This is a genomic window from Arthrobacter arabinosi, assembly GCF_054511115.1.
In genome coordinates this window covers 609,333-632,872 of record NZ_JBTNDF010000001.1, presented here as the reverse complement: position 1 = coordinate 632,872, position 23,540 = coordinate 609,333, and the positions used below count along the sequence as shown (strand labels likewise).

The following is a 23,540-nucleotide window of genomic DNA, read 5'->3' as shown; positions in this document are numbered from 1 at the left end:
TCCGGGCACGACGAGGTGCGGAAGGGACGGTGCGCTCAGCCGCGGTCGTCGCGGATCATGTTCGTGATCCGGGCAGTGGACAGTCGCCGGCCCTGCTCGTCCGTCATGACCACCTCGTGGGTCGTCAGGGTCCTGCCGAGGTGGATGGCCGTGGCCGTGCCGGTCACGAGGCCAGAGTGCGCGCTGCGATGGTGGGTCGCCCCGACCTCGATCCCGACCGCCTGGCGTCCGGGGCCGGCGTGGAGTCCCGCGGCGAAGGACCCGAGGGTCTCCGCGAGCACCACGTGGGCGCCGCCGTGCAGGATCCCGGCTACCTGCTGGTTGCCCTCGACGGGCATGGTCGCGACCATGCGTTCGGCGCTCATCTCGGTGAAGACGATGCCCATTTTCACGGTCAGCGCACCCACCCCGTAGCGCCCGAGCCACCCGTGCATCTCGGCAGGTACCCCGGCGGCCACCAGTTCGGCCAGCCGGTCCTCGGAGGGCGTGGAGGGGGTGTCGGTCCGGGTGCGGTTGTCTGTCATGGGAACTAGGCTGGCACCTGTGAGTGAAACAGCCAAGCCCGCCGCGACCCTGACCGTCGCCCCTCCCTCCGACATCGCCCCGGAGGTACCGCTGGACACGGCACCGGCGCGCCGCAGCGACGGCTCACGGAACCGGCTCCTCGTTATCGACGGGCACTCGATGGCGTTCCGGGCCTTCTACGCCCTGCCGGCCGAGAACTTCTCGACCGACACCGGGCAGCACACCAACGCGGTGTACGGCTTCACGGCGATGCTCATCAACCTCATCAAGGACCAGAAGCCGAGTCACGTGGCCGTGGCGTTCGACCTCGACACCCCGACGTTCCGCTCGGAGGAGTACACCGAGTACAAGGGCGGCCGGAACAAGACGCCCGAGGAGTTCCACGGCCAGGTGGACCTCATCATCAAGGTCATGGAGGCCATGCGCATCCCCACGATCTCGATGGACGGCTACGAGGCCGACGACATCCTGGCGACCCTGGCCCACCAGGCGGCCGCGGCCGACTGGGACGTGCAGGTGGTCAGCGGCGACCGCGACGCCTTCCAGCTCGTCAACGACCGCGTCACCGTGCTGTACCCGAAGCAGGGCGTCACCAACATCCCGCAGATGGACGCGCAGGCCATCGAGGAGAAGTACTTCGTCCCGCCCCACCAGTACTCGGACCTCGCCGCGCTGGTGGGGGAGAGCGCCGACAACCTGCCCGGCGTGCCCGGCGTCGGCCCGAAGACCGCGGCCAAGTGGATCAAGCTCTACGGCGGCCTCGAGGGCATCCTCGAGAACCTCGACAAGATCGGCGGGAAGGTCGGGGATGCGCTGCGGACCAACATCGAGGACGTGAAGCGCAACCGCCGCCTGAACCGCCTGCTCACCGACCTCGACCTGCCCGTGGATCTCGACGCCATGGTCTCCCAGCACCCCGACCGCTCCGCCGTCGAGGACCTCTTCGACGCCCTGCAGTTCAACACGCTGCGCAAGCGCCTCTTCGACCTCTTCGGCGAGGAGGAGACGGAGGACGAGGCCGACGAGCAGCACGCGCCCGCCCACGAGATGCTCCACGACGCCGACGGCCTCACGCACTGGTTCAACGCGACCAACCAGGCGCTGGCGTCGGTCGCGCTCGCGACGGAGACGACGGCGGGCGCCACGGACGTCGTCGGGATCGCCGTCGTCACGAGCCTGCAGGCTGCCTTCATCCCGCTCGAGCAGCTGGATGCCGACGCCGAGCGGGTGCTGGGGGCGTGGCTGGCGGACAGGGATGCGCCAAAGATCGTCCACGACTTCAAGGCCGTGCTCAAGCTCCTCTCCGCCCGCGGCTTCGTGCTCGCAGGGGAGATCGACGACACCGCGATCTCGGGGTACCTCATCCAGCCCGACCGCCGCAGCTACGACCTCGCGGACCTCGCCCAGTACCACCTGCGCCTGTCCATCACGGCGTCCGCCGACGACTCCTCGGGGCAGCAGGCCCTGGACCTGGGCGGCAACGACGTCGCCTCGCCCGCCGTGGTGGCAGCCTACGCGGCGCTGCAGCTCAGTGAGCACTTCGCCGGGCAGCTCGTCGAGCGCGGCGCGAACCAGCTCCTCGGCGGCCTGGAACTCCCGCTCGCCGAAGTGCTGGCCCGCATGGAACTCACGGGCGTCGCCGTCTCGGTCGAGGGCCTGGACCGGTTGTACGACGACTTCTCGAAGACGATCGGCGCTGCCGGGGCGGAGGCCTACCGGATCATCGGCAAGGAGATCAACCTCGGCTCGCCCAAGCAGCTGCAGACCGTCCTGTTCGACGAGCTCGGACTGCCGAAGACCAAGAAGATCAAGACCGGGTTCTCCACGGACGCCGACGCCCTCACGGACCTCATCACGAAGACGGGCCACCCGTTCCTCGAGCAGCTCCTCGCATACCGCGACGCCATGAAGCTGCGCCAGACCGTCGAGGGCCTGCGGAAGGCGGTGGGGGACGACGGTCGCATCCACACCACGTACCTGCAGACCATCGCGGCGACCGGTCGGCTGTCCTCGACGAACCCGAACCTGCAGAACATCCCCGTCCGCTCGGACGAGGGGCGCCGCATCCGCGAGGTGTTCGTCGTCGGGCAGGGCCGCAACGGGGAGAAGTACGAGAGCCTGATGACGGCCGACTACTCCCAGATCGAGATGCGCATCATGGCGCACCTCTCCGGCGACGAGGGTCTCATCTCGGCCTTCCAGGAGGGCGAGGACCTGCACCGGTTCGTCGGCTCGCACATCTTCGGCGTCGCACCCGAGGAGGTCACCAACGCCATGCGCTCGAAGGTCAAGGCCATGTCCTACGGGCTGGTGTACGGGCTGAGCTCGTTCGGGCTCTCGAAGCAGCTCAACATCTCCGTGGACGAGGCGCGCACCCTCATGCGCGACTACTTCGAACGGTTCGGGGCGGTGCGCGACTACCTGCGGGGCATCGTCGAGCAGGCCCGCAAGGACGGCTTCACCTCCACCATCGAGGGGCGGCGCCGCTACCTGCCGGACCTGTCGAGCGACAACCGGCAGCTCCGCGAGATGGCCGAGCGCGCGGCGCTCAACGCACCCATCCAGGGGTCCGCAGCGGACATCATCAAGAAGGCGATGCTCGGCGTCGACGACGCCCTGACCCGGCAGGGGCTGGGGTCCCGCATGCTGCTGCAGGTGCACGACGAACTCGTCCTCGAGATCGCCGAGGGGGAGCGCGAGGAGGTCGAGGCGCTGGTGCGCGCGGAGATGGGCGGCGCCGCGGACCTCTCCGTCCCGCTCGACGTCTCCGTGGGCACGGGGGCGAGCTGGCACGACGCCGCGCACTGATCGTCGGGGGCGGCGCAGTCCGTCCGCCGGCGTCGTGCTGGTGCGGGCCGGACGCTCCCGTCTAGGCTGGGGGACTGTGAGCCAGTACACAGCACCCGCACCGACCTCCCACCAGCCGACCCTGACCACGGAGATCTTCACCCCCGCGGCCGACGAGGACGCTACGACCGAGGGCCGCTTCGCGAAGTGGCTCGACGTCGAGAGCATCGGCTTCCACGAGGAGACGGTCGATCCCGAGGACCTCCCGCAGTACCTCGCGGCGTACCGGGCGGACCGGCGCGTGCTGTGGGGTGTCCACGACAGCGCCCAGCCCGCCGAGGCGCTCGGCGCAGGCCACCCCGTCGCCACCTACGGCACCATGGTGCACCCGCTCAACGTCGGCGCCGCGCAGATCGACGCCCACCAGATCACGGCGGTGACGGTCCGGACCAGCCACCGGCGCAACGGGATCCTCCGCTCCCTGATGATGCGCGACCTGCGGGAGGCGAAGGACCGCGGACTCCCGCTGGCGATCCTCACGGCGTCGGAGGCCACGATCTACGGGCGCTTCGGCTTCGGCTGCGCCACCTTCACCCACAGCATCGAGGTCGACGTGCGCGAGCGCTTCGAGGTCACCGCGCCGCGGACCGGGACGACGGCGCTCGTCGCCGGCGAGCACGCCGTGAACCTCGCCGAGAAGATCTTCGACGGCTTCCAGGCCGTGACCTTCGGCTCCGTCGGCCGGCAGTACGCGGTCTCCCGGCGCGTCACGGGGGCCTGGGGCCGCGACCGCCCCGTCGAGGACCGCGCGGTGCGCATGGCGGTCCACTACGACGCCGCCGGGCAGCCGGCCGGGTTCGTGAGCTACCGCTTCGCCGGGTGGGAGACCACGCCGTACACGATGAAGATCGTCGACCTGGTGGCCGCGACGCCGTCGGCCTACCTCGAGCTGTGGCGCTACCTCGGATCGCTCGACCTCGTGGAACGGATCACCTGGGACGGCGCGAGGCGCGACGACGCCCTGCCGTGGGCGCTCCGGGACCGGCGCTGCTACCAGGTCAAGGGCACCGACGACGTGCTCTGGGTCCGGCTGCTCGACGTGCCGGCGGCGCTCGGGAAGCGGTCCTACCGGGGCAGCGGCACGGTGGTCCTGGAGCTGCTCGACGACCACGGGATCGCCGACGGCGTGTACGTGCTGACCGTCGTCGACGGCGTCGGGCAGGTCGAGCGGGCGGACGCGGCAGCCGTCCCGGACGTCACGCTGACCGTCAACGCGCTCGGCTCCCTGTACCTCGGCGGGGTGCAGGCCTCCAGGCTCGAGGCTGCCGGCGGACTGACCACCCACGCGGACGGCGCCGTCGACGTCCTCGACACACTCCTCGGGCGCCCGCAGGACCCGTACTGCATCACGCATTTCTAGGGCCCGCGGCGCCCCGTGCCCGGCGTCGGCAGGTGGCGCCGGGAGGTCCGTGCTGCTTTGACGGTGTTGGGGGCCCGGGCTAGACTGGACAGGCGCGTAGTGCGCTCTGGTGTGTCCCGGTGCGAGCCGGCGGTCCACGAGGGTGCGCCACCACTCCTGAATCTCACCGAGGTTCTTTCCCATTCGTCCACATCCGGACATCGGAACCCGCATCCGGCCCTGCCGGAACCGCGGGATCCAGCGTGACCGGAGCAAGTCATCATCCACAACGGAGCCCCAACTACATGACCATCACCACCACCGAGAAGCAAGGTGCCCCCGTAGTCGCGATCAACGACATCGGCACCGCTGAGGACTTCCTCGCAGCGATCGACGCGACCATCAAGTACTTCAACGACGGAGATCTCGTCGAAGGCACTGTCGTCAAGGTCGACCGCGACGAGGTCCTGCTCGACATCGGTTACAAGACCGAGGGTGTCATTCCTTCCCGCGAGCTTTCCATCAAGCACGACGTCGACCCCGGGGACGTCGTCTCCGTGGGCGATCAGGTCGAGGCTCTGGTTCTCACCAAGGAAGACAAAGAAGGCCGCCTGATCCTCTCCAAGAAGCGCGCGCAGTACGAGCGTGCCTGGGGCGACATCGAGAAGGTCAAGGAAGAGGACGGCGTCGTCACCGGCACCGTCATCGAGGTCGTCAAGGGCGGCCTCATCCTGGACATCGGCCTGCGCGGCTTCCTGCCCGCGTCCCTCGTCGAGATGCGTCGCGTCCGCGACCTAGCTCCGTACATCGGCCAGCAGATCGAAGCGAAGATCATCGAGCTCGACAAGAACCGCAACAACGTCGTGCTGTCGCGTCGTGCGTGGCTCGAGCAGACCCAGTCCGAGGTGCGTTCCACGTTCCTCAACAAGCTCGAGAAGGGCCAGGTCCGCCCGGGCGTCGTCTCCTCGATCGTCAACTTCGGTGCGTTCGTGGACCTCGGCGGCGTCGACGGTCTCGTGCACGTCTCCGAGCTGTCCTGGAAGCACATCGACCACCCGTCCGAGGTCGTCGAAGTGGGCCAGGAAGTCACCGTGGAGGTCCTCGAGGTCGACCTCGACCGCGAGCGTGTCTCCCTGTCGCTGAAGGCCACGCAGGAAGATCCCTGGCAGACCTTCGCCCGCACGCACGCCCTGGGCCAGGTCGTCCCGGGTAAGGTCACGAAGCTCGTCCCCTTCGGCGCGTTCGTCCGCGTCGAGGACGGCATCGAGGGCCTCGTGCACATCTCCGAGCTCGCCGTCCGCCACGTCGAGCTGGCCGAGCAGGTCGTCTCCGTGGGTGACGAGCTCTTCGTCAAGGTCATCGACATCGACCTGGAGCGCCGCCGCATCTCGCTCAGCCTCAAGCAGGCCAACGAGGGCGTCGACGCCGACAGCACCGAGTTCGACCCCGCGCTCTACGGCATGGCCGCCGAGTACGACGACGAGGGCAACTACAAGTACCCCGAGGGCTTCGACCCCGAGTCGAACGAATGGCTCGAGGGCTACGAGAACCAGCGCGCTGCCTGGGAAGCCCAGTACGCGGAAGCTCAGTCCCGCTGGGAGTCACACAAGAAGCAGGTCGTCCAGCACGCGTCCGACGACGCCGCCGCGGCCAGCGAGCCCGCCGAGTCGAACTCGACGAGCTACTCGTCCGAGCCCGTCGCGACGGACACCGGTTCGGGAACGCTTGCTTCCGACGAGGCGCTTGCCGCTCTCCGGGAGAAGCTGACCGGAGCGTAAGCTACCGCGTCCTGCTGTACGTCGAAGGCCCCCGTCCTCTGGACGGGGGCCTTCCTCGTTGCAGCCCCACGGCGTCAGCGGCGCGACGACACCGTGACCGTGAAGCGGGACGAGCGGTCGAGCTGCCGCGTGGCACCGATGGTCCGCTCGAGCACCGGCCGGTAGCGGAGGTGGCTGTTCCACACCGTGACGAGCTCGCCGCCGGGCGCCAGGACGCGCGCGCACGCATCGAAGAGCCGGTGGGCGACACCGGCGTGGACCGTGCTGCCGATGTGGAAGGGCGGGTTCAGGATGATCCTGGCCACCGAGGCGTCCGGCAGCAGGGAGAGCGCATCGTCCCGGCTCACCGCGATGCGGTCGCCGACCCCGTTGGCGGCCGCCGTCGCCGCCGCGGACGCCGCCGCCGACGCCGACTGGTCGGTGGCCAGGACCCGCGCCTCCGGCTGGGTGAGGGCGACGAACGCGGCGATCGCCCCGTTCCCGCAGCCCAGGTCGATGACGTCCGCGCCGCTCGACGCTGCGGTCGTCGGTCGGGGGAGTCCGCGCAGGTGGGGGAGGAGCAGCCGCGTGCCGGGGTCGAGGGCGGGCCCTCCGAACGTCGCCCCGTAGGCCACGAGTTCGAGGGGGCGGGCGAGGCCGACGTCGTGCCGTGCCCTGCGGGGGAACGCGGGGGCCCCGACCTGCAGGGGCCCGGTCGCGGTGAGGACGCGCGCCTTCTGCCGGGCCAGGCCGGCCGTGACGTCGCCGAAGTAGCGGCCGAGGATCCCGTTCATGGAGACCGACATGTGCTTGACCCGCCCTGCCGCCAGTACCCTGACATCCGGGCGGGCGTGGGCGGCGATGGTCCAGGCGAGCTCGTCGAGCTCGTCGAGCGACCGCGGCAGGCGCAGGAGGACCGTCGACACATCCGCGAGCAGCCCGGCGTCGAGGGGGAAGGACCGGTAGACGCCGTGGAGCCCCTGGTCGGCGGCATTGAGGGCGAGAGCGCGTTCGTGGACCACTCCGTCCTGGAACGCGCGGATGCCGCTCCGGCCGGCGAGGTGCGCGGCCCCGAGGGTGAGCGCCCCATAGGAGTCGTTGATGGTGGCGATGCCGCCGGGAAGGCGGAGCCGCTCCGCGGCGGTGTCGAGCAGCAGCCGGTCCGCCGCATCGACCGCGACCAGTTCGGGCGTCTCCAGATCGGGGCGGCGGCGGAGGCGGTCCAGGCTGAACGGGGTCACCGGATCCAGTCTAGGTGCCGGCGCCCGGAAGGGTCCGGTCGCGCTACGGCCGAGGTGCCACGGCGGTGAGCAGTTCCTTGTCGAGGACGAGCTCGACGGACAGGGTCTTGTAGCCCTCCGAGTCGAACAGTACGGTGACGACGCCGTCCTCGTAGCCCATGACGGTCCCGATGCCCCATTCGGGGTGCGCCACGGAACTGTCGACGTCGAACGGGACCTCCTCCTCGGCCGGTGCAGCCCCCTCGGACGGGGCGTCGTCGGCCTCGTGCCGCGCGCAGTTCCCGCAGTTGCCGCACGGCTCGGCGAGCTCCTCACCGAAGTAGCCGAGCAGGAACTGCCGGCGGCAGCCCCGCGTCTCGGCGTAGCGGCGGGCCATCTCCACACGTGACTGGTCGATACGCTCCCGGATCTCGGCCTGCTCCACCCCGCGCCCCACGGCGTCCTCCGCAGTCATCTTCCGGGCGCGGTAGCCCTTCACTCCCTCCACGATGCATTCCGATGCCTCGAGGAGGTTGAGCAGGCTCGTCAGTTTCCGCGCGGACAGACCCGACAGCTCCTTCAGTTTCTTCACCTTCACCGGCTTGCTCTGGGCGGTGATGAGCAGGAACAGGTCGCGCAGCTGCGTGCGGTTGACGGACCTCGCCGCGAAGAAGCGCCGCAGGGACAGGTCCTCCGGCCGGTAGTGCAGCACCGCCCGGGCCTCGAGCCCGTCCCGCCCGCCGCGGCCGATCTCCTGGTAGTAGCTGTCGAGCGAATCCGAGATGTCCGCATGGACGACGAATCTGACGTCCGGTTTGTCGATGCCCATACCGAACGCCGTGGTCGCCACCACGACGTCGATCGTTCCGTCGAGGAAGCCCTCATGGACCGCCTCCCGCTCCCTCCTGAGCTTCCCTGCGTGGTACGAGTCCGCACGCCTGCCCTTCTCCTGCAGTTCCGACGAGAGCCTGTCCGCGGCCTTCTTCGTCGCGACGTAGACGAGTCCCGGCCCCTCCAGCCCGAGGACCTGCTCGCGCACGGCCCGCTGCTTCTCCTCCTCCTCCACATGCTGGACGACGTCGAGGAACAGGTTCGGGCGGTCGAAGCCCTCCACGAGGACCACCGGGTCCACCAGGTGCAGCCTCTCGATGATCTCCTTCTGCACCGGGTGTGACGCGGTGGCCGTCAGCGCGATGACGGGGGCGCCCAGCTCCCGGAGGAGGTGCCCGAGCTGCAGGTAGTCGGGGCGGAAGTCGTGGCCCCAGGACGAGACGCAGTGCGCCTCGTCGACCACGACGAGGGAGATGTCGAGGGACCGGAGCCGTGCGGCGACGTCGTCCCGCGCGATCTGCTCCGGGGCGAGGAACAGGAACTTCGCGCGCGTCGCCTCGCCGTCGTCATCCGCGGCCAGCCAGGCGTCATCCACCTCGCTCCTGCTCAGGCTCGAGTTGACGACCCGTGCGCGCAGCGAGCCCGTGTGCCCGTTGATCGACTCCGCCTGGTCGTGCTGCAGGGCGATCAGCGGCGAGATGACGACGGCGACACCGGGGAGCGCCATGGCCGGCACCTGGTAGATGGCCGACTTCCCGGAGCCGGTCGGCATGACGCAGAGGATGCTGTGACCTGCCAGGACCGCGCTCATGGCCTGCTCCTGGCCGGGGCGTAGATCGTCCCAGCCGAAGGTGGAGGCGGCGGTCGCCTGAAGGTCCTGCAGGGTGATGGTCACGGTCCTCCTCGAGAGACGATAAGTGCACTTAGCGTATTCGGATGCTCCGACAGTTCCTCCCGAGGACCGTCGGGGCGGGCGGGGTCTTGACAGGTCGGGGCGCGTCGCGGACTAGGGTTGGCTCATGCTGAGTATCGGACTGACAGGAGGCATCGCGGCCGGCAAGTCCACGGTGGCCGGCCGGCTCGCGGAGCTCGGCGCCGTGCTGGTCGACGCCGACGTCCTGGCGCGTGCCGCCGTCGAGCCGGGGTCCGAGGGACTCGACGCCGTCGTGGCCGCGTTCGGGCCGGGGGTCCTGGGAGCCGACGGAGCACTCGATCGGCCGGCCCTGGGCCGCCTCGTGTTCGCCGACCCGACCGCCCGCGAGCGCCTCAACGCCGTCGTGCACCCCCGCGTGCGGGCCGCGGCGGCGGCCCTGATCGAGGGAGCCCCCGAGGACGCCGTCGTCGTCGAGGACATCCCGCTGCTGGTCGAGACCGGCCAGGCCGCGCGGTTCCACCTGGTCGTCGTCGTCGACGCCCCCGACACCCTGCGCATCGAGCGGATGGTGCGCGCGCGCGGCATGGAACAGGGCGATGCCGAGCAGCGCATCGCGGCCCAGGCGTCCCGCGCGGACCGGCTGCGCGCCGCTGACGCCGTGATCGTCAACGAGGGCGGGATCGACGAGCTCCTCGCGGCCACGGACCGGCTGTGGGCCGAGCGCATCCTGCCGTTCCGCGACGCCCTGGCCGGGGGGCGGACCGCGGACGGGACCGGGGCGCGGACGACGGCGGGCATCGCGGGGACGACCGGCCTCGCGGACCGCGTCCGGCGGAAACTGGACGCCGTCCTCCCGCCGGGCTGTTCCGTGTCGGTCGAGCATCCGGCCGCCGACGACGGCGTGCACGCGACCCTCCGGGTGACGGCACCCATAAGGGAGTCGGACGCTGCGGCGGAGGCGGTGGCGAGGGCGGGTTTCCCCGGCGTCGGGGACACCGGCGAGGGACGGCCCGGCGCGGCGGCGCTCCATCGGGCGGCCGACCCGGCGGTCGACGTCACGGTGGGAGTGAGTGCGGCGCCGGCCTCCACCTGAGCTCCTCCGAAGGGCTCGCGGGGGCTTTCAGCCGCAAGCAGATCGGGGGCACAGTGTCGGTGGCAGGGACTACCGTTGAGGCATGAGTCTTGCGCAGGATATCAAGCGTGTGGTCGCCCCGTTCGAGGTCATCAGCGAGTACACGCCGGCCGGTGACCAGCCCACGGCCATCAAGGAACTGGCGGAGCGTATCAACGCGGGGGAGAAGGACGTCGTCCTGCTCGGTGCCACCGGTACGGGCAAGAGCGCGACCACCGCCTGGCTGATCGAACAGGTGCAGCGGCCCACCCTGGTCATGGTGCAGAACAAGACGCTCGCGGCACAGCTCGCCAACGAGTTCCGGGAGCTGCTGCCGAACAACGCCGTCGAGTACTTCGTCTCCTACTACGACTACTACCAGCCGGAGGCGTACGTCCCGCAGACGGACACCTTCATCGAGAAGGACTCCTCCATCAACGAGGAGGTGGAGCGGCTCCGGCACTCCGCGACCAACGCGCTGCTGACGCGCCGCGACGTCATCGTCGTCGCCACCGTCTCCTGCATCTACGGCCTCGGGACGCCCGAGGAGTACATCAACAAGATGGTCACCCTCCACCGGGGTGACCAGATGAACCGGGACGCGCTGCTGCGGCAGTTCGTCGGCATGCAGTACACGCGCAACGACATGGACTTCCACCGGGGTACGTTCCGGGTGCGCGGGGACACCGTCGAGATCATCCCCATGTACGAGGAGCACGCGCTGCGGATCGAGTTCTTCGGGGACGAGGTGGAGAACATCTACACCCTCGACCCGCTGACCGGGAACGTGATCCGCGAGGAGGAGGAGATGTACGTCTTCCCCGCCTCCCACTACGTCGCCGGCGAGGACCGCATGACGCGGGCGATCAAGGACATCGAGGACGAGCTGCAGCAGCGCCTGGCGGAACTCGAGGCGCAGAACAAGCTCGTCGAGGCGCAGCGCCTGCGCATGCGCGTGACCTACGACCTCGAGATGATGCAGCAGATGGGCTTCTGCAACGGCATCGAGAACTACTCGCGGCACATCGACGGCCGCGCACCCGCCTCGGCGCCCCACTGCCTGCTCGACTACTTCCCCGACGACTTCCTGCTGGTCGTCGACGAGTCGCACGTGACCATCCCGCAGATCGGCGCCATGTACGAGGGCGACTCCTCCCGGAAGCGCACCCTCGTGGACCACGGCTTCCGCCTGCCGTCCGCCATGGACAACCGGCCGCTGAAGTGGGACGAGTTCCAGGACCGCATCGGTCAGACGGTCTACCTGTCCGCCACCCCCGGCAAGTACGAGCTGGGCAAGGCGGACGGCTTCGTGCAGCAGATCATCCGCCCGACGGGCCTGATCGACCCCGAGGTGGTCGTCAAACCGACCAAGGGCCAGATCGACGACCTGCTGGACGAGATCCGCAAGCGCGTGGCGATCAACGAGCGGGTCCTGGTCACCACCCTCACCAAGCGCATGGCCGAGGACCTCACCGGGTACCTCCTCGAGCACGGCGTGAAGGTCGAGTACCTCCACTCCGACGTCGACACGCTGCGGCGCGTCGAACTGCTGCGTGAACTGCGGATGGGGACGTTCGACGTCCTGGTCGGCATCAACCTGCTGCGGGAGGGGCTCGACCTCCCGGAGGTGTCACTCGTCAGCATCCTCGACGCCGACAAGGAGGGCTTCCTCCGGAGCGCGACGTCGCTCATCCAGACCATCGGACGTGCCGCACGCAACGTGTCCGGTGAGGTCCACATGTACGCGGACCGCATCACGGACTCCATGGAGCGTGCCATCGACGAGACGAACCGGCGCCGGGAGATCCAGGTGGCGCACAACCTCGAGCACGGCATCGATCCCACCCCGCTCCGGAAGCGGATCGCGGACATCACGGACACGATCAACCGGGAGGACGCCGACACGCGGGCCCTGCTCGAGGAAGCCGCTACGTCGCGGAAGCCGAAGAAGGGTGCAGGCCACCACACCGGACTGGCGTCGGTCCCCGCCGAGGACCTCACGGACCTCATCCAGCAGCTCACGGACCAGATGCACGCGGCAGCCGCCGAGCTGCAGTTCGAGCTGGCCGGACGGCTGCGCGACGAAGTGGGCGACCTGAAGAAGGAGCTGCGGCAGATGCAGTCCGCCGGTCACGCCTGAGGCCGGGCGCGCCGCCGATCGCTGACTGCAGGACGTCCTGCACCGTGTCAAGGAGATCGGCGGAAGGGCACCCGAGGGGGCCCGTTCGTCGGCCTTCCTGCTCGCCGGGTAGCATTGTGCCGACGTGAGGGAGTATCCCTAAGCGCTACGGACGTCAGCACGCGCGGCACAGTTGCCCCGCCGGGCGTAGCGGCCGGCCGGCTCGAAGCCGCGGCGGAGAGACTTACGTCGATCCGCTGCACCCCCGGAAGGTACTCCATGCCCGCATTGCCCGTCGCATTCGAGGTCGGCACGTTCATCGTGCTCGGCATCGTGCTGCTCTTCGACCTGCTGCTCGTCGTCAAGCGGCCGCACGAACCATCCATGAAGGAAGCGGGTCTCTGGGTCGCGTTCTACGTGGGCCTCGCCCTGGTGTTCGCGGCGCTGATGTTCTACTTCACCGGAGCGGAGTACGGCGGCCAGTTCGTGGCCGGCTGGATCACCGAGTACAGCCTCAGCATCGACAACCTCTTCGTGTTCATCATCATCATGGCGCGCTTCTCGGTACCCCGTAAGTACCAGCAGGAGGTGCTCATGGTGGGCATCATCATCGCCCTGGTGCTGCGCGGGATCTTCATCGCCCTCGGTGCCGCGGTGATCGAGAACTTCAGCTGGATCTTCTACATCTTCGGCGCCTTCCTGCTCTACACCGCCTACAAGCAGGCAACCGACTCCGGTGAGGACGAGGCGGAGGCCGGGGACAACAAGCTCATCGCGAAGCTCCGCTCGGTGCTGCCGATGTCCGAGTCCTACGACGGCAACAAGATCCGCACCGTGGTCGACGGCAAGAAGGTCTTCACGCCGATGCTGATCGTCTTCGTGACGATCGGCCTGACGGATCTCCTGTTCGCCGTCGACTCCATCCCCGCGATCTTCGGCCTGACGGAGAGCGCCTTCATCGTCTTCACGGCGAACATCTTCGCGCTGATGGGCCTCCGCCAGCTCTACTTCCTGCTCGGCGGCCTCATGACGCGACTCATCTACCTGAAGCACGCGCTCTCCGTGATCCTCGCCTTCATCGGCATCAAGCTCATCCTGCACGCGATGCACGTCAATGAACTGCCCTTCATCAACGGGGGGCAGCACATCGAGTGGGCACCCGAGATCCCCACCTTCGTGTCGCTGGCCGTGATCGTCGCGACCATCATCGTCGCCGTGATCGCCAGCCTCATCCGGTCCCGCACCGCGGGTACCGAGGAGGATGGCGCCCACACGACGACCGGGGCCGCGACCAGCGCCGCGTCGCAGCGCACGTCGGACAGCCCGGCCGTCGACGGCGACCTCGAGCGGGCGGCCGACGAGGCCGACGCGAAGGGACCCCGCCACTAGCCGCACCGCTCCGGCGGACGCGGCACCCAGCCGCCGCACGAACGAGGGACCCCGCACCGCGTGCGGGGTCCCTCGTCGTTCCACGATCGTGGTCCGGGCGGTTCTAGGCCGCCGGTCCGCGCCGCGTCAGTGCCAGCAGCCGGTCGAAGATCGCCTCGCCGTCGTCTGCGATGCCGTCGTGGTGGAACTCGTCCGTCTCCCACACCTCGAGGTTCCGGACCGACGCCGCGGTCGCGAGCGAGAGATCCCGGTCCACGTAGATGTCGTGGCGGTACACGGCCGCGGCTGCCGGCACGGTGTTGGTCGCCAGGACGTCCGTGTCGTACAGCATCCCCCAGTCGGTCTTCTCCGCGAGGAGGCCGGCGACGGCCTGCAGCGGCCGGAGCGCCGGGTCCTCCTCGAAGTACCACGGGTAGACCATCTCGCCGGTCAGCAGGACCTCGGCGGCGTCGTCCCGGAACCCGGGGTGTTCCTCGAGGACGCGCCGGGCGGACCAGGCGGACGCCGACCCCTGGCAGTAGATCGACTCGTGCAGCAGCGCGTACAGCGGCTGCCCCGCCCGGCTCACGACGCCGTGGACCTGCTCGAGGAATGACGCCGACAGGCGGGGACCGTCCGCCGTCGTCGTGAACGCGTCCTCCAGCAGGTAGTGGAGGGCGTGGACGCGCGTGTTCCCGCCCAGGAAGGCGCCGACCATCTGGAACCGCCGCACGGTGAGCCGCTCACCGCTCGGCAGGAACTCCTCCACCGCTTCGAGATGGCGGGCGATGCGCGTCACGACGTCCCGGTCCTCCGGGTACCACGCGAAGTACTCGGCGTTGCGTTCGGCGACCCGCGCGAACGTGGCCCGGTACACCTGGTCCGGCGATCCCGTCAGCGGCGCCAGTCCGCCGGTGATCAGGGCACGCTCGATGCCTTCCGGGGCGTTCGACAGGTAGGTCAGGGTGCAGAAACCGCCGTAGCTCTGCCCGAAGACCGTCCAGGGTCCGCTGCCCAGGGCCCGCCGGATCAGCTCGGCGTCCGCGACGATCGAGTCGGCGCGGAAGTGCGTCAGGTAGTCGGCCTGGGCCTGGGGCGACGGGATCGCCGCGAGCGTCGCGGCGTCCGCCGGCGTCGACAGCCCCGTGCCCCGCTGGTCGAGCATGAGGATCCGGAACTCCCGTGCCGCGGCTTTCATCCAGCCCGACAGCTGCGTGGTGCGCACACCCCGGCCGCCCGGCCCGCCCTGCAGGAACAGGAGCCAGGGGAGCCGCGCCGCGTCGTCGTCGCCGTGGTCCAGCGACGAGTACTCGCGGGCGAACACCTCGATCGAGGGCGACGCCGGGTCCGCGTGGTCGAGCGGCACGCGGAAGACGTGGCCGGTGGAGCGCAGGCCGCGCATGACGGCGGTCCGGCCCATGGTGTGGTCCGCGGTGTGGTCGGCGGTGTGATCCGCCGGGTGACCGACCGCGTGATCGGGGGCGTCCGGAGCGCGCCGGCCGCCGAGCGGCCCAGTCACAGGGCTGCGACGCCGGCGAGCGCGTCGCCGGTCAGCCGGAACGTGCTCCACCCGGCCTGCGCTCTCGCCCCGAGGCTCTCGTAGAAGCGGATCGACGGCTCGTTCCAGTTGAGCACCGACCACTCGACGCGGGCGTAGCCGCGCTCGGTGGCGATCCGGGCGAGGTTCGCGAGGAGCGCCTTCCCGTGCCCCGCCCCGCGCGCCTCGGGCCGCACGTAGAGGTCCTCGAGGTAGATGCCGTTGACGCCCTCCCACGTGGAGTAGTTGAGGAACCAGAGCGCGAACCCCTGGACCTCGTCCTGGACCTCCGCGACGTGGGCGTAGATGGTGGGGCGCTCACCGAACAGCGCCGCCTCGAGGGATGAGGCCGTGTTCCGGACGGCGTCGGGCTCCCGCTCGTAGAGGGCGAGGTCGTGGATGAGCTGGAGGATGACCGGAACGTCCGCCGGCCGTGCTTCCCGAATGGTAGTCATCCCTCCAGCCTAGCCAAGGCGCCGGCTCAGCCCGCCTCGGGCCCTCCGACGCCGAGGATCCTCACGACCGGGCTGCCGGCCTCGTCGGACGCCGCGAGGTCGATCTCCGCGTTGATGCCCCAGTCGTTGTTGCCCTCCGGATCCTTCAGGATCTGGCGCACCTTCCACGCCGCGGGGGTCCTGGTGATCAGCAGGAGGTTCGGCCCGCGCGCATCAGGGCCGTCGTCGATGTCCTCGTAGTCCCCGAAGTAGCCGTCCAGGGCGTCGGCCCAGCGGTCGGCGGTCCACCCGGAGTCGGCGTCGAGCGCACCGAGCGCGGCGTCCTGCTCGTCGGCGAAGAGCTTGACCCGCTGGAACATCTCGTTGCGGACCATGACGCGGAACGCCCGCTCGTTGGACGTGACGGACGGCGGCTCCTCCGGCAGCTCGACGGCGTCCGCGGCGACCGGCGTGAGGCCCGCCGCGAGCTGCGTCCACTCGTCGAGCAGGCTGCTGTCGACCTGGCGGACCAGTTCCCCGAGCCATTCCAGGATGTCGCTGAGGTCCTCGCGCAGCGCCTCGACGGGCACGGTGTGGCGCAGGGCCTTGTAGCAGTCGGCGAGGTAGCGCAGCAGGATCCCCTCGGACCGGGTGAGGGAGTAGAACGCCACGTACTCGCCGAAGCTCATGGCCCGCTCGTACATGTCCCGCACCACGGACTTCGGGGCGAGCTCGAAGTCGCCGAGCCAGGGCGCGGACGCGCGGTAGACGTCGAAGGCCTGCTGCAGCAGCTCCTCGAGGGGCTTCGGGTAGCTGACCTCCTCGAGGCGGGCCATCCGGGCGTCGTAGTCGATGCCCTCGGCCTTCATCACCGCCACGGCCTCGCCGCGGGCCTTCTTCTCCTGCGCGTTGAGGACCTGGCGGGGCTTCTCGAGCGTGGCCTCGATGACGGAGACGACGTCCAGGGCATAGCCGGGCGCCTCCGGGTCGAGCAGTTCCAGGCTCGCCATCGCGAACGGCGAGAGCGGCTGGTTGAGGGCGAAGTTCGCCTGCAGGTGCACCCTGAGGCGCACGCGGCGGCCGTCCGGCTCCGGCTTCGGCAGTTTCTCGACGATCCCGGCCGTGACGAGTTCGCGGTAGATCCCGATGGCGCGCCGCATGAGCCGGAGCTGGGACGCCCGCGTCTCGTGGTTCTCCGTCAGGAGCCGCTTGGTGGCCGTGAAGGGGTCGCCGGGCCGTTCGAGGAGGTTCAGGAGCATGGAGTGGCTGACGGAGAACGACGACGTCAGGGGGTCCGGGATGCTCTCCACGAGCCGCTCGTAGGTGGGCTTGCCCCAGGACACGAAGCCCTGCTGGGGCTTCTTCCGGACCACCTGGCGGAGCTTCTTCTGGTCGTCGCCGAACTTGGACACCGCCTTCGCCATGGCCTTGGCGTTCTCGACGACGTGCTCGGGCGCCTGGACGACGACGGTGCCGGCGGTGTCGTAGCCCGCGCGTCCTGCGCGGCCCGAGATCTGGTGGAACTCCCGGGCGTTGAGCAGGCGCGTGCGGACGCCGTCGTACTTGCTGAGGGCGGTCAGCAGCACCGTGCGGATGGGCACGTTGATGCCCACGCCGAGCGTGTCCGTGCCGCAGATGACCTTGAGCAGCCCCGCCTGGGCGAGCTGTTCGACGAGCCGCCGGTACTTCGGCAGCATCCCGGCGTGGTGCACGCCGATCCCGTGGCGCACGAGGCGGTTGAGGGTCTTCCCGAACCCGGCGGAGAACCGGAAGGTCGCGATGAGTTCCGCGATGCGGTCCTTCTCCTCGCGCGTGCAGACGTTGACGCTCATCAGGTTCTGGGCGCGTTCGATCGCCTCGGCCTGGCTGAAGTGCACCACGTACACGGGGGCCTGCCGTGTGGAGAGGAGCTCCTCGAGGGATTCCTGGATGGGCGTCTCGACGTAGTAGAAGTGCAGGGGGATGGGGCGCTCGACGGACGTGACCGTCGCGGTCGGCCGGCCCGTGCGCTCCGTCAGGTCCTTCTCGAAGCGCGTGACGTCGCCGAGCGTCGCGGACATCAGGAGGAACTGGGCCTGCGGCAGTTCGAGCAGCGGCACCTGCCACGCCCAGCCGCGCTGCGGGTCGGAGTAGAAGTGGAACTCGTCCATGACCACGGTGTCCACGTCCGCCTGCGCGCCCTCCCGCAGCGCCAGGTTCGCGAGGATCTCCGCGGTGCAGCAGATGATCGGCGCGTCCTGGTTCACCCCGGAGTCGCCCGTGATCATGCCGACGTTCTCGGGACCGAAGATGTCGCACAGCGCGAAGAACTTCTCGGACACGAGGGCCTTGATCGGGGCCGTGTAGTAGCTGGTGCGGCCCTCGGCGAAGGACTTCAGGTGCGCGGCGATCGCGACCAGGGACTTCCCCGAGCCGGTCGGGGTCGCCAGGATGACGTTGCTGCCCGAGACGAGCTCCATCGCGGCCTCGTCCTGCGCGGGGTACAGGGTCAGGCCGCGCGCCGTCGCCCAGCCCGTGAAGGCCTCGTAGACCGCGTCCGCGGGAAGTTCGCCGTCGTCGTGCCGGGGGAGGTGTTCCTGGATCGTCATGATCCGTTCAGCCTACCGGTGCGCGGTTCGGCGGAGGTTAGGGTGGGCCATGCGCTGGGACCCTGGACTCTACGCCCGCCATGCCGGCCACCGTGGACGGCCGTTCCTCGACCTCGTCGCGCGGGTGGGACATGACGCTCCACGGACCGTCGTCGACCTCGGCTGCGGCCCGGGCGACCTGACGGAGACGCTCGTCCGTCGCTGGCCCGACGCGCAGGTCGTCGGTATCGACTCCAGCGTCCAGATGATCGACGCAGCCCGGCAGCGGCCGGCGCTCCCGAACCTCGCCTTCGAGGTCGGCGACCTGCGGGACTACCGGCCGGGCGGCGACGACGTCGTCGTCACGAATGCCGCGCTCCAGTGGGTGCCGGGCCATCGGGACCTCCTGGCCGTGTGGGCGGAGGCACTGCCCACGGACGGGTGGCTCGCGGTGCAGGTCCCCGGCAACTTCCCGGCCCCGTCCCACGCCCTGATGCGGGAGCATGCGGCGAGCCCGCGGTGGGCGGACCGGCTGGACGGCGTCCTGCGCCACGACGACGCCGTCGGGGAGCCCTCGGACTACCTGCGGCTGCTGCTCGCCGCGGGACTCGAGGCCGACGTCTGGGAGACCACGTACCATCAGGTGCTGCTCGGGGAGGACGCCGTGCTGGGCTGGGTGCGCGGTACCGCGCTGCGGCCCGTCCTGGACGTGCTGTCGCCCGGGGAGGCCGCCGACTTCGAGGCCGGGTACGCGGAGCTGCTCCGGGATGCCTACCCGCGGGGTGAGCACGGCACCGTGTTCGGCTTCCGCCGGATCTTCGCCGTCGGGCACCGCACCGCGTGAGCGCTCCTACCAGCCACGCTGCTTCCACTCGTCGAGTGAACCCCGCTCCGCGCCGAGCGTGGTCCCCCTGCCGTGGCCGGGATGCACGACGGTGTCGTCGGGGAGGTCGTCGAAGATCCGGGTGACGACGTCGTCGTACAGGGACGCGAAGCGGTCCGGATCGCCCTGGGTGTTGCCGAGCCCGCCGGGGAACAGGGAGTCGCCCGTGAAGAGGTGCGCGGGTCCGTGCGGGTCGCGGTACAGGAGCGCGACGGAGCCGGGTGTGTGACCGCGCAGGTGGATCGCCTCGAGCTCGAAGCCCTCGAAGGATCCGACGTCGTGGTGCTTCAGCGGGACATCCGTCGGCACGGCGATGTCGGTGACGTCGTCCTCCCCGGCCGCGGTGCGGGCCTTCGTGGCCTCCCTGACCTCGGCCAGCGCCCGCACGTGGTCCCAGTGCGAGTGCGTGGTGACGATCAGGGCCAGCCGCGCCTCGGCGTCGGTGTCCTCCTGCGCGTCGGCGAGCAGCCCGAGGATCGCGGGGGCGTCGTCGGCGGCGTCGATCAGCACCTGGACGCCGCTCGACTTCGAGGTCAGCAGGTACACGTTGTTGTCCATCCCGGAGACGGAGATGCTGCGGATCGTCACGTCGCTGAGGTCGTGCAGGGGCTCGGTCATGAGCACAGTGTAGGCACGGCCACCCGGTCCACCGGCAGCGGCCCGACGGCGGTAGGGTCTCAGGAGGACGGGCCGACTGCGGTCCCGCGGAGGCGCGACGGAAGGACCAGGGCATGGAGCAGGGCGTCCCCCGGTGGCTCAGGCTGGACGGGTCGAGCGCCGTGCCCCCGTTCGAGCAGATCAAGCAGGCCGTCACCGGCGCCGCCAACGCGGGCAGGGCGCCGGTCGGGACGCGCCTGCCGCCCGTGCGGGCGCTCGCAACCCATCTGGGGATCGCCGCCAACACCGTGGCCCGGGCGTACCGCGAACTGGAGCAGGCCGGCGTCGTGGAGACCAGGGGCCGGGCGGGGACCGTCATCGCCGCGGGAGGCGACGCCGCCCGGGAGCGCGTGGCCGTCGCCGCGGACGGATTCGCCGCCGTCGTCCACTCCGCCGGGGTGTCGGAGGCCGAAGCCGTCGCGATGGTGAGGGCGGCATTGCGCCGAGGGTGAACGGCACGCGCGGGGGCGCCGCAACAGCACCGATCCGCGAGTATTCGAATATGCTTTCGAACTGTTTTTCTCCTACAGTTGTCTGGTGTCTATAGCAAACTCTCTCGAGCAGCACGCCCACGATCCGGAGCCCGCTCCCCAGGACCTGTCCCGGCTGATCGTCAAGGGTGCACGCGAACACAACCTGCGGAACGTGGACCTCGACCTCCCGCGCGACGCCATGATCGTCTTCACCGGCCTCTCCGGATCCGGCAAGTCCTCCCTCGCCTTCGACACCATCTTCGCGGAGGGGCAGCGTCGCTACGTCGAATCGCTGTCCGCCTACGCCCGGCAGTTCCTCGGCCAGGTGGACAAGCCCGACGTCGACTTCATCGAGGGCCTCTCGCCCGCGGTCTCGATCGACCAGAAGTCCACGAGCAAGAACCCGCGCTCCACCGTGGGCACGATCACCGAGATCTACGACTACATGCGACTGCTGTGGGCGCGCGTCGGGCGCCCGCACTGCCCGGTCTGCGGCGAGCCGGTGGCCAAGCAGACGCCCCAGCAGATCGTCGACCAGCTCCTCGAACTCGACGAGGGGACACGCTTCCAGATCCTCGCGCCGGTGGTCCGGGCACGCAAGGGCGAATTCGTCGACCTCTTCAAGGAACTCACCGCGAAGGGGTACTCCCGCGCCCGGGTGGACGGCAAGCTCATCCAGCTCAGCGACCCGCCCACGCTCGGCAAGCAGTACAAGCACACCATCGAGGTCATCATCGACCGCCTCGTGGTCAAGGGCGGCATCCAGCAGCGCCTCACGGACTCCGTCGAGACGGCCCTGAAGCTCGCCGACGGCCGTGTCCTCGCCGAATTCGTCGACCTCCCCGAGGACGACGCCAAGCGCCTCCACGCCTACTCCGAACACCTGGCCTGCCCCAACGAGCACCCCCTCGCCATCGACGAGGTGGAGCCGCGGTCCTTCTCGTTCAACAACCCCTTCGGCGCCTGCCCGGCCTGCACGGGCATCGGCACCAAGCTCGAGGTCGACGAGGAACTCGTCGTCCCCAACCCCGACCTGAGCCTCGCGGAGGGCGCGATCGCGCCCTGGTCGCTCGGCACGGCGACCCTCGAATACTGGACCCGGCTGCTCGAGGGCCTCGCGTCCGAGCTGAACTTCGACGTCACGACGCCCTGGCGGAAGCTGCCGGACCGCGCCCGCGAAGCCGCCCTGTACGGCAAGGACCACAAGGTCGTGGTGCAGTACAGGAACCGGTTCGGCCGGGAACGGAAGTACAGCACCGGCTTCGAGGGCGCCATCCAGTACATCCAGCGCAAGCACACGGAGACGGAGTCCGAGGCGTCGCGGGACCGGTACGAGGAGTACATGCGGGAGATCCCGTGCCCCACGTGCGGGGGTGCGCGGCTCAACCCGGCCTCGCTCTCGGTACTGATCAACGGCCGGAACATCGCCGAGGTCTCCGCGATGCCCATGCGGGACTGCGCGGATTTCCTCGCCAACCTCGTCCTCACCGGCCGTGAGGCGCAGATCGCCAACCAGGTGCTCAAGGAGATCCAGGCGCGCCTGACCTTCCTCCTCGACGTCGGCCTCGAATACCTGAACCTCGAGCGCGCCTCGGGCACCCTGTCCGGCGGCGAGGCCCAGCGCATCCGCCTCGCCACGCAGATCGGATCCGGCCTCGTCGGCGTCCTCTACGTCCTCGACGAGCCCTCCATCGGCCTGCACCAGCGGGACAACCGCCGGCTCATCGAGACCCTGACCCGCCTGCGGAACCTCGGCAACACGCTCATCGTCGTCGAGCACGACGAGGACACCATCGCCGAGGCCGACTGGATCGTGGACATCGGGCCGGGGGCGGGCGAGCACGGCGGCGAGGTGGTGCACTCGGGCCTCCTCGAGGACCTGCTCACCAACGAGAGGTCGCTGACCGGCGACTACCTCTCCGGGCGCCGGAGGATCGAAATCCCGACGAAGCGCCGGAAGATCGACCGGTCGCGCCAGTTGAAGGTCGTCGGTGCCCGCGAGCACAACCTCGTGAACGTCGACGCGACGATCCCGCTCGGGGTGTTCACCGCCGTCACCGGCGTCAGCGGTTCCGGCAAGTCGACCCTCGTCAACGACATCCTGTACAAGGTGCTCGCCAACAAGCTCAACGGCGCCAAGCAGGTGGCCGGGCGGCACCGGCGGATCGACGGGCTGGAGCACCTCGACAAGGTCATCCACGTGGACCAGAGCCCCATCGGCCGCACCCCGCGCTCGAACCCCGCCACCTACACGGGCGTCTTCGACAACATCCGGAAGCTCTTCGCGGAGACCACCGAGGCGAAGGTCCGCGGCTACCTGCCCGGGCGGTTCTCCTTCAACGTCAAGGGCGGGCGCTGCGAGGCGTGCTCGGGCGACGGAACCCTGAAGATCGAGATGAACTTCCTGCCCGACGTCTACGTGCCCTGCGAGGTCTGCCACGGCGCACGGTACAACCGGGAGACGCTCGAGGTGCACTACAAGGGCAAAACCATCGCCGACGTCCTCGACATGCCCATCGAGGAGGGCGCCGAGTTCTTCGCGGCGTTCAGCCCGATCGCCCGGCACCTCAACACCCTCGTGGAGGTGGGGCTCGGCTATGTCAGGCTCGGGCAGCCCGCCACGACGCTCTCCGGCGGCGAGGCGCAGCGCGTGAAGCTCGCCAGTGAACTGCAGAAACGGTCCAACGGCCGCAGCATCTACGTCCTCGACGAACCCACCACGGGCCTGCACTTCGAGGACATCCGCAAGCTCCTGCTGGTGCTGCAGGGCCTCGTGGACAAGGGCAACACCGTCATCACGATCGAGCACAACCTCGACGTCATCAAGAGCGCGGACTGGGTGATCGACCTCGGCCCGGACGGCGGTTCCGGCGGCGGGCAGATCATCGCGACCGGTACGCCCGAGCAGGTCTCGAAGAACGAGCAGAGCTACACGGGCACCTTCCTGAAGGAGATCTTCGAGAAGGCCGCGGGCTAGCGTCAGCCCGCAGCCAGGACA

General features: G+C 69.7%; 16 protein-coding genes. 9 read left to right on the top strand and 7 right to left on the bottom strand.

Features of this window, described 5'->3' with window-relative positions:
• Positions 1-35: 35 nt before the first annotated feature.
• On the bottom strand, positions 36-524 hold the full coding sequence (locus ACX80P_RS02980; RefSeq protein WP_459276536.1) for a hotdog fold thioesterase: 489 nt from the start codon (positions 522-524) through the stop codon (positions 36-38).
• Here ACX80P_RS02980 and polA point away from each other — a divergent pair.
• The 3 genes from polA to rpsA all read left to right on the top strand — a co-directional run bounded on the left by polA (position 523) and on the right by rpsA (position 6,489).
• Entirely contained in the window at positions 523-3,333 is a 2,811-nt protein-coding gene (gene polA / locus ACX80P_RS02975) for a DNA polymerase I (RefSeq protein WP_459276535.1), read from the top strand. The genes ACX80P_RS02980 and polA overlap by 2 nt on opposite strands.
• A 76-nt stretch (positions 3,334-3,409) precedes the next feature.
• On the top strand, positions 3,410-4,732 hold the full coding sequence (locus tag ACX80P_RS02970) for a GNAT family N-acetyltransferase (RefSeq protein ID WP_459276534.1): 1,323 nt from the start codon (positions 3,410-3,412) through the stop codon (positions 4,730-4,732).
• Positions 4,733-5,016: 284 nt separating this feature from the next.
• Positions 5,017-6,489: a 30S ribosomal protein S1 gene (rpsA, locus tag ACX80P_RS02965; RefSeq protein ID WP_459276533.1), complete on the top strand. Its 1,473-nt coding sequence runs from the start codon at positions 5,017-5,019 to the stop codon at positions 6,487-6,489.
• Between the two features lie 74 nt (positions 6,490-6,563).
• Here the strand turns inward: rpsA and ACX80P_RS02960 are convergent, their stop codons facing one another.
• Positions 6,564-7,709: a class I SAM-dependent methyltransferase gene (locus tag ACX80P_RS02960; RefSeq protein ID WP_459276532.1), complete on the bottom strand. Its 1,146-nt coding sequence runs from the start codon at positions 7,707-7,709 to the stop codon at positions 6,564-6,566.
• A 43-nt stretch (positions 7,710-7,752) separates the two neighbouring features.
• Complete coding sequence (locus tag ACX80P_RS02955; RefSeq protein ID WP_459276530.1) at positions 7,753-9,414, bottom strand: RecQ family ATP-dependent DNA helicase; 1,662 nt, start codon at positions 9,412-9,414, stop codon at positions 7,753-7,755.
• Positions 9,415-9,538: 124 nt separating this feature from the next.
• On the opposite strand from ACX80P_RS02955, the gene coaE reads away from it, so the two are divergent.
• From coaE to ACX80P_RS02940, 3 genes are all read left to right on the top strand, one after another.
• Positions 9,539-10,486 carry a dephospho-CoA kinase gene (gene coaE / locus ACX80P_RS02950; RefSeq protein WP_459276529.1) on the top strand — a complete coding sequence of 316 codons (948 nt, stop codon included), beginning with the start codon at positions 9,539-9,541 and terminating at the stop codon, positions 10,484-10,486.
• Positions 10,487-10,568: 82 nt separating this feature from the next.
• Positions 10,569-12,644: an excinuclease ABC subunit UvrB gene (gene uvrB / locus ACX80P_RS02945; protein ID WP_459276528.1), complete on the top strand. Its 2,076-nt coding sequence runs from the start codon at positions 10,569-10,571 to the stop codon at positions 12,642-12,644.
• 258 nt (positions 12,645-12,902) lie between these two features.
• The gene (locus ACX80P_RS02940) at positions 12,903-14,012 is read left to right on the top strand and encodes a TerC family protein (RefSeq protein ID WP_459276527.1); all 1,110 of its coding nucleotides are present in this window, start codon (positions 12,903-12,905) and stop codon (positions 14,010-14,012) included.
• Between the two features lie 103 nt (positions 14,013-14,115).
• Here ACX80P_RS02940 and ACX80P_RS02935 read toward each other — a convergent pair whose 3' ends face one another.
• The 3 genes from ACX80P_RS02935 to ACX80P_RS02925 all read right to left on the bottom strand — a co-directional run bounded on the left by ACX80P_RS02935 (position 14,116) and on the right by ACX80P_RS02925 (position 18,550).
• Positions 14,116-15,411 carry an alpha/beta fold hydrolase gene (locus ACX80P_RS02935; RefSeq protein WP_459276526.1) on the bottom strand — a complete coding sequence of 432 codons (1,296 nt, stop codon included), beginning with the start codon at positions 15,409-15,411 and terminating at the stop codon, positions 14,116-14,118.
• Between the two features lie 95 nt (positions 15,412-15,506).
• Positions 15,507-15,983, bottom strand: coding sequence for a GNAT family N-acetyltransferase (locus ACX80P_RS02930; protein ID WP_459276525.1), 477 nt, complete (start codon positions 15,981-15,983; stop codon positions 15,507-15,509).
• 26 nt (positions 15,984-16,009) lie between these two features.
• Complete coding sequence (locus ACX80P_RS02925; protein WP_459276523.1) at positions 16,010-18,550, bottom strand: DEAD/DEAH box helicase; 2,541 nt, start codon at positions 18,548-18,550, stop codon at positions 16,010-16,012.
• A gap of 49 nt (positions 18,551-18,599) precedes the next feature.
• Here ACX80P_RS02925 and ACX80P_RS02920 point away from each other — a divergent pair, with 49 nt between their 5' ends.
• Complete coding sequence (locus ACX80P_RS02920) at positions 18,600-19,373, top strand: trans-aconitate 2-methyltransferase (RefSeq protein ID WP_459276522.1); 774 nt, start codon at positions 18,600-18,602, stop codon at positions 19,371-19,373.
• 6 nt (positions 19,374-19,379) lie between these two features.
• Here the strand turns inward: ACX80P_RS02920 and ACX80P_RS02915 are convergent, their stop codons facing one another.
• Complete coding sequence (locus ACX80P_RS02915; protein ID WP_459276521.1) at positions 19,380-20,030, bottom strand: MBL fold metallo-hydrolase; 651 nt, start codon at positions 20,028-20,030, stop codon at positions 19,380-19,382.
• 113 nt (positions 20,031-20,143) lie between these two features.
• On the opposite strand from ACX80P_RS02915, the gene ACX80P_RS02910 reads away from it, so the two are divergent.
• Both ACX80P_RS02910 and uvrA read left to right on the top strand, forming a co-directional pair.
• Positions 20,144-20,521, top strand: a complete 378-nt coding sequence (locus ACX80P_RS02910) for a GntR family transcriptional regulator (RefSeq protein WP_459276520.1) — start codon at positions 20,144-20,146, stop codon at positions 20,519-20,521.
• 85 nt (positions 20,522-20,606) lie between these two features.
• Positions 20,607-23,519: an excinuclease ABC subunit UvrA gene (gene uvrA / locus ACX80P_RS02905; protein WP_459276519.1), complete on the top strand. Its 2,913-nt coding sequence runs from the start codon at positions 20,607-20,609 to the stop codon at positions 23,517-23,519.
• Positions 23,520-23,540: the final 21 nt, after the last annotated feature.

Excerpts from the sequence above, each read along its gene's own strand:
- ACX80P_RS02925 (WP_459276523.1), bottom strand. The coding sequence starts at position 18,550 with ATGACGATCCAGGAACACCTCCCCCGGCACGACGACGGCGAACTTCCC.
- ACX80P_RS02940 (WP_459276527.1), top strand. The coding sequence starts at position 12,903 with ATGCCCGCATTGCCCGTCGCATTCGAGGTCGGCACGTTCATCGTGCTC.
- ACX80P_RS02935 (WP_459276526.1), bottom strand. The coding sequence starts at position 15,411 with ATGGGCCGGACCGCCGTCATGCGCGGCCTGCGCTCCACCGGCCACGTC.
- coaE (WP_459276529.1), top strand. The coding sequence starts at position 9,539 with ATGCTGAGTATCGGACTGACAGGAGGCATCGCGGCCGGCAAGTCCACG.
- ACX80P_RS02980 (WP_459276536.1), bottom strand. The coding sequence starts at position 524 with ATGACAGACAACCGCACCCGGACCGACACCCCCTCCACGCCCTCCGAG.
- ACX80P_RS02915 (WP_459276521.1), bottom strand. The coding sequence starts at position 20,030 with ATGACCGAGCCCCTGCACGACCTCAGCGACGTGACGATCCGCAGCATC.
- rpsA (WP_459276533.1), top strand. The coding sequence starts at position 5,017 with ATGACCATCACCACCACCGAGAAGCAAGGTGCCCCCGTAGTCGCGATC.
- polA (WP_459276535.1), top strand. The coding sequence starts at position 523 with ATGGGAACTAGGCTGGCACCTGTGAGTGAAACAGCCAAGCCCGCCGCG.
- ACX80P_RS02910 (WP_459276520.1), top strand. The coding sequence starts at position 20,144 with ATGGAGCAGGGCGTCCCCCGGTGGCTCAGGCTGGACGGGTCGAGCGCC.
- uvrB (WP_459276528.1), top strand. The coding sequence starts at position 10,569 with ATGAGTCTTGCGCAGGATATCAAGCGTGTGGTCGCCCCGTTCGAGGTC.
- ACX80P_RS02930 (WP_459276525.1), bottom strand. The coding sequence starts at position 15,983 with ATGACTACCATTCGGGAAGCACGGCCGGCGGACGTTCCGGTCATCCTC.
- ACX80P_RS02920 (WP_459276522.1), top strand. The coding sequence starts at position 18,600 with ATGCGCTGGGACCCTGGACTCTACGCCCGCCATGCCGGCCACCGTGGA.